Genomic DNA, 6,118 nt, shown 5'->3' on the forward strand with positions numbered 1-6,118 from the left:
GCGGTGCTGGACCCCGGGGCCGGGGCGGAGGTGCTGCGGGCCCGGCTGGAGCTGGCCCGGCCGGCGCTGGTGCTGGCGGACGCGGCCGCGCAGGCGGTGGCGGGGTGGGCGGCGCCGCTGGCCCGGCGGGCCCGGCTGGAACTGCCGGAGCTGGCCGCGCTGGGGCCGGTGGCCACCGTCGGCCCCCGGCTGCCGGGATGCGCGCCCGCGCTGGACCTCGGGGCGCCGCGGGCGGGGGTGCCCGCCGGGTACGAGGGGGACGGGGACGCGGTGGTGGTGTTCACCTCGGGGACCACCTCCCGGCCGCGTGCGGTGGTGCACACCCGGGCGGGGCTGGCGGCCGGGATGGAGACGGTGTCCTCCCTGTTCGACGCCGGGTCCGGCGCACCCGTGCTGGGCGGGACCTTCTTCGTCCTGGTGCCCTCGCTGGCGCAGGGCGCGCCGGTGGCGCTGCCGGCCCGCTCCCCCGCCGTGCTGGCCCGGCAGCTGGCGCGGCTGCGGCCCGGGGACACGTACCTGACGCCGCCGCAGCTGCGGGGGCCGGGTGTGGACGGGGTCGGCTCCGGCGAGCGCGGGACTGCTGGGGCGGGTCCGGGAGGCGGGGGCGCGGGAGGCGTGGGGGGTGTATGCGCTGACGGAGCTGTTCCCCGCGGCCGCCGTGGAGTCCCGGGAGAAGGCCGCCTTCGACGCGGCCGGGGACCTGGTGGGCACCCCGCTGCCCGGGGTGCGTACGGCGGTGGACGCGCGGGGTGAGCTGCTGCTGACCGGGCCGGCCGCCCGGGACCGCTACCTGGGCGAGGAGCCGGACCCGTGGGTGCGTACCGGCGACCGGGCGCGGCTGGACGGGGCGGGTCGGATCGTGCTGGAGGGCCGCTGCAAGGACATGGTGCTGCGGCGGGCCGAGAACATCTACCCGGGGCTGTACGAGCCGGGCCTGCACGTGCCGGGCGTGGAGCTGGGCGTGCTCGTCGGGGTTCCGGCGGGCGATGGGGACGAGCGGCTCGTCGCGGTGGTGCAGCCGCAGCGCGGGGTGCCCGAACCGGCCCTGCGCGCGGCCCTGTCGGAGCCCTTGCGGGCGATGGGGACGGCCCGGCCGGACGCGCTGCTGTTCGCGGACATCCCGATGTCGGGGCGTTCGCGCAAGCCGGACCGGGCGGCGGTGTCGGCGCTGGCGGCGGCCCGGCTGGGCGGGGGTGCGCGGTGAGCCTGTGGGTGGTGGTCCCGGCGTACGACGAGGCGGGGTCGATCGGTGCGACCCTGGCGGCGCTGGCCGCGCAGGAGGACACCGGCTTCCGGCTGGTGGTCGTCGACAACGCCTCGACGGACGGCACGGCCCGGATCGTACGGGAGTTCGCGCGCTCGGCGCCGTTTCCCGTCGATCTGGTCCACGAACCCGAACCGGGGGCGGGGACGGCGGCCGACACCGGCTTCCGGCACGCGGTACGGGGCGGGGCGCGCCTGTTGCTGCGTACGGACGCGGACTGCCTGCCGGCCCGGGACTGGACGGCCGTGGCCCGGGCGGAGTTCGGGCGGGGGGCGGAGATGGTGTGCGGGCGGAGCGTGCCGCGCCGGGACGAGCGGCCGACGTTCGCGGAGGCCCGGCTGCTGCCGGCGCTGGTGCGGCTGACCGCGCTGTACGGCCGGTGGCGGCCCGCGCACCGGGACCCCCGCTTCCGGGCGCCGTACGTGCTGTGCCACGGGCACAACCTCGGCATCACCGCCGGCCTGTACGTCCGCTGCGGCGGCGCGCCGCGCGAGCGGCTGGAGGAGGGCTCGGAGGACGTCACCCTGCTCAACCGGGCGCGGGAGCACAGCGCGGCGGTCGTGCGCTGTGAGCGGCTGGTGGTGGAGAACAGCCTGCGGCGGCTGCGTTCCTGGGGTGCCCGGCGCACCCTGCTCTGGTACTGGGACCGGCGCTACCGGCCCGTCGACACGAAGGAAGTCCACGTCCGATGACCACCACCCACGCCCACACGCACTCCCACGCCCGGGCCCGCGGCCGGGACCGCCGGGTGTACCTGCGCAGCCACCCCCTCCTCTTCGGGCTGCTGGCGGCGACGCGCGGGCGCGGGGTGCGGCGGCTCGGCGGGACGGTGCTGGTGCACGACGCGGAGGCGTACCGGCAGGCGCTGACCCGGCTGCCGCTGGACCGGACGGCGGCGGGGACGACGGGCGGGGCCGCGCGGGAGGCGTTGCGCGGAGCCGGGGGCGTGCTGTTCGACCAGGAGGGCGGCGGGCACCGCGCGGACCGGGTGGAGCGGCTGCGGGAGGTGTGGCGGCCACTGCTGGTACGGGGGTTCGCGCCGCTGGGGCGGGGCGGGGAGGTGGACGTGGTGGCGCTGGCCCGGGAGCTGGCGGGGTCGGTGGTGTGCGCCCTGCTGGAGTGCCCGGCCGACCCGCGGGCGGTGGCGGAGGCGGCCGCCGTCGCCGCGGCGGCCTCGGTACGGGACCACCTGCCGGGCCTGCCACGACCGGGTGCGGGGGCGAGGGCGGCCGGGGCGGCGGAGCGCCTGCGGGGCCTCCTGGCCGACGGGGACCCGCTGTCCGCGATGCTCAACACCACCGTGGCGGCGCTGCCGCGGGCGGTGGCGTGGTGCGCGGACGCCGGCCTGTGGGGGCAGGCCGCGGACGCGGAGCTGCGGCCCCGGCTGGCGGAGGAGCTGCTGCGGGTGACGGCGGCCTCCCCGGTGCTGCCCCGGGTGGCGGCGGCGGACGGGCTGGTCGGGGGCTGCCCGGTGCGCGGCGGGGACCGGCTGCTGCTGGTGGCCCGGCACGCGGCGCAGGCCCACGGCCGCGACCCGGACGGCCGTTCCCCGGCCGGGCCGGGGGTGGCCCGGCTGGTGTTCGGCGCGGGCCCGCACACCTGCCCGGGCGCCCGCCTGGCCACCGCCCAACTGGCCGACACCCTGGAGGCCCTGGCCCCGCACCGGCCGGTGGTGACCCGCGCCCGGGTGGACCGGAGGTCGGCCCTGCCGGGCTGGCGGGAGCTGCGGCTGGCGGCGACCGCGTGACCCGCGCGACCGGGGCCTGCCGGAGCGGCTCCCCGTCCTCGCCGCGACCGGCGTCGACGGCGGCCGCCACCCCGCCCGCCCGACGCAACCACCCCGCCCGCACACCGGACCCGTACGGACCGGCAGGAGGAGCAGCCGCATGAGGATCGCCGTCACCGGCGCGAGCGGCTTCTGCGGCGGTCATGTCGCCCGCGCCGCCGCCGCGGCCGGCCACTCCGTGGTCTGCCTGGGCCGCCGGCCGGGCCCGCTGGGCGAACACCGGTACTGGGACGCGGCGTCGGCCGAACCCGCCCTCCCGGGCGTGGAGCTGATCGTGCACTGCGCGGCGGCGGTGGGCGATCCGGCGCCGGGTTCGCGGGCGGAGGCGGAGATGCGCGCCGTGAACGTGGGCGGCACGGCCCGGCTGCTGCGGGCGGCGGCGGGCCGGCCGGTGGTGTGGGTGAGCAGCGCGAGCGTCTACGACCCGCGCCTGGACCGGTCCCGGGTCACGGAGGACCACCCCCGCTCGCACCACCTCAACGCCTACGGCCGTACGAAGGCGGAGGGCGAGGCGCTGGCCCTGGCGGCGGGGGCGGTGGTGCTGCGCCCGAGGGCGGTCTACGGCCCGGGCGACACCCAGCTCCTCCCCCGCCTGCTGTCCCGGGTACGCGCCGGCACCCTGTTCCTCCCGGGCCCGGACGTCCGCCTCAGCCTGACGGCGGTGGAGAACCTGGCCTCCGCCTGCCTGGCGGCCCCGGCCTGGGCCCCGGGCGCGTACAACATCGCCGACGCGGCCCCGTACGCCCGGGACGCGGCGATCACGGCGGTCCTCCACGCCCACGGCATCCCGGCCCGCGTCCGCCACCTCCCCCTCCCCCTGGCGGCAGCGGCGGCCCGCGCGGCGGAGGCGGCGTCCCGCCTCACCCGCACGGAACCACCCCTGAGCCGCTACGCCCTGGACCAGCTGTCCCACCCGGTGACCCTGGACCTGACCAGGTCCCGCTCCCAGGGCTGGACCCCGGCCCGCGCCCTGGAGGACTACCTGGCGGACGTGCCCGCCGCGCCGCTCAGTCCTCGGTCGGGGTGAGGCGGAGGGAGATGCTGTTGATGCAGTAGCGCTGGTCCGTGGGGGTCGGGTAGCCCTCGCCCTCGAAGACGTGGCCCAGGTGGGAGCCGCACTTCGCGCAGAGGACCTCCGTGCGGACCATGCCGTGGGAGGTGTCCGCCTTCAGTTCGACCGCCTCGGAGTCCTTCGGGTCGTAGAAGGAGGGCCAGCCGCAGTGGGACTCGAACTTCTCCGTGGAGCGGAACAGTTCGGCGCCGCAGCCGCGGCAGGAGTAGACGCCCTCCGTCTTGGTGTCCGTGTACTCGCCGCGGAAGGCCGGTTCGGTGCCGGCGAGGCGGAGTACCTGGTACTCGGACGGGGTCAGCTCCGCCTGCCACTGCTCGTCCGTCTTCTGGACCTCGTACGCCATGACGCTTCCGCTCCCTCGGTTCCTCAGTTGGCCAGGCGGGCGAGGATCTGGGGTCCCAGGTCCGTGACGTCGCCCGCGCCCATCGTGAGAACGAGATCACCGGGCTTGGCCATTCCCGCGATCACGTCGGCGACGGCGTTCTTGTTGTCTTGTCGTGCTCGGGGGTGACGTCGGCGCCGGCGGCGCGGGCGGCGGCGATGATGATCTCGCTGGTGACGCCGGGGACCGGGTCCTCGCGGGCCGGGTAGATGTCGAGGACGACCGAGGCGTCGGCGAGGGCGAGGGACTGGCCCATCTCCGTGCCGAGCTCCTGGGTGCGGGAGAAGAGGTGCGGCTGGAAGACGACCAGGATGCGGGAGTCCCCGGCGGCGCCGCGGATGGCTTCGAGGTCGGCGGTCATCTCGGTGGGGTGGTGCGCGTAGGAGTCGATGACCTGGACGCCGGCCGCCTCGCCCTTGAGCTGGAGGCGGCGCTTGACGCCGGTGTACTTGCCGAGGGCGGAGGCCAGGTTGTGCGCGGGGATGCCGAGGGCGACGCCGGCGGCGAGGGCGGCGACGGCGTTGTGCGCGTAGTGGCGGCCGGGCACGGAGACGGTGAAGGTGAGCGGGCGGCCGTCGAGGAGGACGGTGACCTCGCTGGTCAGACCGCGGGGGGTGATCTTGGTGATGCGGACGTCGGCGTCCTCGGCCTCGCCGTACGTGACGACGTGCAGGCCTTCGCGGCCCGCGACGCGGCGGGCGATCTCGGCGGCGCCGGCCTGGCCCTGGGCGACGACGAGGGTGCCGCCGGGGACGATCTTGCCGACGAAGGTCTCGAAGGACTCGTAGATCTCGTCCATCGACGCGTAGTTCGCGTGGTGGTCGAGCTCCGCGTTGAGGATGATCGCGACCTGCGGGGCGTACTTGTGGAAGCTGCGGTCGCTCTCGTCCGCCTCGGCCACGAAGATGTCGCCCTCGCCGTGGTGGGCGTTGGAGCCGGGGGCGTCCAGGTCGCCGCCGATGGCGTAGGAGGGGTCCAGGCCCAGGGCGGAGAGGGAGACCGCCAGCATGGACGTGGTGGTGGTCTTGCCGTGGGTGCCGGCGACGGCGATCGGGCGCAGGCCGTCCATCAGGGCGGCGAGGGCGTCGGAGCGGTGCACGACGGGGATGCCGAGTTCGGCGGCGCGGGCCAGTTCCGGGTTGTCGGCGCGGATGGCGCTGGAGACGACCACGCAGGTGGACTCGGGGGCGAGGTGGCCGGCGGCGTGCCCGATGTGGACCGTGGCACCGTGGGCGCGCAGCGCCTCGGCGGTTTCGGAGTCACGGGCGTCGCTGCCGGCCACCCGCGCGCCCCGCTGGGCGAGGATCTTCGCGATGCCGGACATGCCGGCGCCGCCGATGCCGATGAAGTGGGGCCGTTCCATCGCGGTCGGCAGGCCGGGCTTCATTCAGGTCGCTCCAGGATCGTGTGCGGGGTCCGCGGGCGGGGGTCCGCGGGTGTGTCCGCCCCAGCCTATTCGTTGTGGGCGAAGAGCTTGAGCACCGGAACCCCGACCTTGTGCCGGGCGCGGGACGCCCAGTCCCGGTGGAAGAACTCCTCGACGAAGTGGGGGGCGGTCAGGACGATCACCTCGTCGGCGCCCGTTTCGTCCACGACGTCCTTGAGGTGGTCGAG

The 6,118-nt window shown here is 76.8% G+C and carries 6 protein-coding genes and 2 pseudogenes; 5 read left to right on the forward strand and 3 right to left on the reverse strand.

The window, feature by feature from the left end:
* The 5 genes from VR44_RS48970 to VR44_RS34440 form a co-directional block, all read left to right on the forward strand.
* Window positions 1-753 (forward strand): AMP-binding protein (locus VR44_RS48970; protein WP_342669424.1); only part of this gene is annotated, 753 nt, incomplete at its 5' end.
* Entirely contained in the window at window positions 737-1,204 is a 468-nt protein-coding gene (locus tag VR44_RS47885; RefSeq protein ID WP_342669425.1) for a class I adenylate-forming enzyme family protein, read from the forward strand. The genes VR44_RS48970 and VR44_RS47885, both read left to right, overlap by 17 nt.
* Window positions 1,201-1,956: a glycosyltransferase family 2 protein gene (locus VR44_RS34430; RefSeq protein WP_045951575.1), complete on the forward strand. Its 756-nt coding sequence runs from the start codon at window positions 1,201-1,203 to the stop codon at window positions 1,954-1,956. Before VR44_RS47885 ends, VR44_RS34430 begins: the two co-directional genes overlap by 4 nt.
* Entirely contained in the window at window positions 1,953-3,011 is a 1,059-nt protein-coding gene (locus VR44_RS34435; protein WP_045951576.1) for a hypothetical protein, read from the forward strand. The genes VR44_RS34430 and VR44_RS34435 overlap by 4 nt, the downstream gene beginning before the upstream one ends.
* A 139-nt stretch (window positions 3,012-3,150) precedes the next feature.
* Window positions 3,151-4,077, forward strand: coding sequence for an NAD-dependent epimerase/dehydratase family protein (locus VR44_RS34440; protein WP_045951577.1), 927 nt, complete (start codon window positions 3,151-3,153; stop codon window positions 4,075-4,077).
* Here the strand turns inward: VR44_RS34440 and msrB are convergent.
* From msrB to VR44_RS34455, 3 genes and pseudogenes are all read right to left on the reverse strand, one after another.
* Window positions 4,058-4,465, reverse strand: coding sequence for a peptide-methionine (R)-S-oxide reductase MsrB (gene msrB / locus VR44_RS34445; RefSeq protein WP_045951578.1), 408 nt, complete (start codon window positions 4,463-4,465; stop codon window positions 4,058-4,060). The genes VR44_RS34440 and msrB overlap by 20 nt on opposite strands.
* 23 nt (window positions 4,466-4,488) lie before the next feature.
* A pseudogene (gene murC / locus VR44_RS34450) lies at window positions 4,489-5,891 on the reverse strand (UDP-N-acetylmuramate--L-alanine ligase).
* Window positions 5,892-5,956: 65 nt separating this feature from the next.
* A pseudogene (locus VR44_RS34455) lies at window positions 5,957-6,118 on the reverse strand (indole-3-glycerol phosphate synthase); the annotation flags it as partial.

The sequence above is a fragment of the Streptomyces katrae genome, from assembly GCF_000966975.1.
Lineage (GTDB): Bacteria > Actinomycetota > Actinomycetes > Streptomycetales > Streptomycetaceae > Streptomyces > Streptomyces katrae.

Coding starts and splice junctions, on each gene's coding strand:
- VR44_RS34435 (WP_045951576.1), top strand. CDS start 1,953: ATGACCACCACCCACGCCCACACGCACTCCCACGCCCGGGCCCGCGGC.
- msrB (WP_045951578.1), bottom strand. CDS start 4,465: ATGGCGTACGAGGTCCAGAAGACGGACGAGCAGTGGCAGGCGGAGCTG.
- VR44_RS34440 (WP_045951577.1), top strand. CDS start 3,151: ATGAGGATCGCCGTCACCGGCGCGAGCGGCTTCTGCGGCGGTCATGTC.